Annotated in this window: 2 protein-coding genes; both read right to left on the bottom strand. The window is 50.6% G+C overall.

The window, feature by feature from the left end:
- Positions 1–38 precede the first annotated feature (38 nt).
- Complete coding sequence (locus A3735_RS11090; protein WP_068552922.1) at positions 39–1,565, bottom strand: IS91 family transposase; 1,527 nt, start codon at positions 1,563–1,565, stop codon at positions 39–41.
- A 203-nt stretch (positions 1,566–1,768) separates the two neighbouring features.
- The coding region (locus tag A3735_RS11085) for a 16S rRNA (uracil(1498)-N(3))-methyltransferase (protein WP_068638061.1) at positions 1,769–2,330 on the bottom strand (562 nt) is incomplete at its 5' end.

Below are 2,330 nucleotides of genomic sequence, written 5' to 3'. Positions count from 1 at the left end.
CAAAGGCTGACAGTACATGGATTGAGAGCTTAGGAGCGTCAATTAAATAAACGAGTCTGCGATGGGCCGAACAGGCTGGGAGTCAGTGGTGGGGCTCGCTCTGGCGGCTGGTTGTGATGGTTAGTATCGGCTTTGGCCGCCTTCTGTTTGAGATGTTTAAGAATCTGCTCGATTATGTCCGGATCCTCAATGCTGGCAATCACTTTGACATGCCCTCCACAGTGCTCGCAAACCTCAATATCAATATTGAAGACTCGCTTAAGTCGCTGCATCCATGTCATGGCGTGGTGCCGCTCTTCAGGGGTCTTATCGAGCCAGTCAGTATCGGCTGCTTCTAGTTTGTCAGGCTTTTTTCCGCGTTTAGCCGGTGTGACCTGAACACGGTGTTTGCTGTTCGGTGCGAAGACTCCGTGGAATCGGGTGAGGTTGACGCGCGGCTTGGGTACCAGTGCAGCCAGCTTGGCCATGAAGTCCATGGGTTCGAAGATCACATGGGTTGTGCCATTGCGATACGGGGTTTTGAGTTCATACCGAACGTGTCCATTGGAGGTCAATGCCAGGCGCTTTTCTGAAACAGCGGGTCGGCTAACGTAGCGGCAGAGCCGTTCGAGTTTATCCCTCTGATGTCCTTCGGCCATCACACCGGCGTGGAGTGAAAAACCTGCCACTTTAGCCGCTTGGCCATAGCCTGGCTTCTCACTTTCGCAATGAGGGAAGGTTTGCAGGGTGAAGACCTTACTCCCTTGCTGGGGGCCGGTGGCGATGCGGTAAGTCACCGAGGAACCGTGCATTTGCGTGAGTACATCTCCTCCTTCCTCGTCCAGCGTCAACCAGGTATTCTCGGCATCTCGCTCCAACAGACCGCGTTTTTCCAGGCAGCGAGCGACCCGGTGGCTGAGGGTGTTAACGAGCGCATTGAGTTCATGTTGAGTGGGTGCCTTGACCCGATGGAACCGCCGTTGGCCATAGGTATCTTCGGCGTATACGCCATCGAGAAATAGCATGTGGTAATGGACATTAAGGTTGAGCGCAGAACCAAAGCGTTGGATCAACGTCACTGCACCGGTTTGTGCGGTAGCCTTGGTAAAACCAGCCTGCCTAATTAAATGCGTAGAGACGGTGCGGTAGACAATGCCTAACACTTTACCCATCAGCTCTGGATGGCGAGCCAGCAGGAATCGTAACTGGAAGGGAAAGCTCAGCACCCACTGGCGTATGGGAACTTTGGGAAACACCTCATCCACCAAGAGCGCGGCACTCTCCGCCATCCGGCGGGCACCACAGCTGGGGCAGAACCCTCTGCGCTTGCAGCTAAATGCCACCAATCGTTCATGATGGCAATCCTCGCAGCGGACACGCAAAAAGCCATATTCCAGCCGACCACATTGGAGAAAATCTTCGAACTCTCTCTGAACGTAACGAGGCAAGCTTTGTCCCTGACCCTCCAACGAGGACTTAAAGACAGGATAATGTTCCTGAACCAATTGATAGAGGAGCGTCTTTTCGGGCTGATGGCGTTCATAGTATGGTGCTTGACTCGCCCAGACATTCCTTGCCGGTGACATGAGCATCCTCCTTGATACTGTTTATACATACAGCATATAGAAGAAGCTTCACTTAGCGAATATTGGCCGTAATTTTGTAAAAACAGTCCAACTGTTATGTCCGCTTATCTCACTTTCCAGAAGTAACCGATCAGATCAATATTGGCCAAAAAATCCTTGTTTATCGATCAGTCATGAAGGTCCGTTTTGCGGACAAAATTACCCTAGAATGTTGACCCAAATAGACGCGAGATCAATACGGGTACGGCAGTCTCTACGCGTAGAATTCTTTCGCCTAAATGAACTCCTTCAAAACCGGCTTCTTTGAGCTTGTTTACTTCATACTCAGTAAAGCCACCTTCGGGGCCGATGATTAAGGTGCAGGCTTCTTCGAGATGATGTGGGCAGACCTGTTCTTCTCTAGGGTGGGCGACTAGTTGGCGTGTACCTTTGGAAAGTGCAGGTAATTCATCTTCAACAAAGGGCTTGAAGCGCTTTTTGATATGAATTTCGGGCATCACGGTATCCTGAGCTTGTTCTAAGCCAAGGATGCAATTCTCTAGAATTTTTTCTTCACTTAGCCAGGGGCTTTGCCAAAAGCTCTTTTCTACCTTCCAGGCATTGAGGAAATAGATTTTCTTCACGCCCATTGTTGTGGCGGTTTGAATGATTCGCTTTAACATTTTTGGTCGGGGTAGACCAATAATGAGTGTTAAGGGGAGTGGTGCGGGCGCTTCTTTTTGCCACTCGATATCGAGTTTGGCAGACTCCGTAGTGAGAGCTGTA

The organism is Oleiphilus sp. HI0061 (assembly GCF_001635675.1).
Note: the sequence above shows the minus strand (reverse complement) of the source record. Positions and strands in the feature narration are given on the sequence as shown.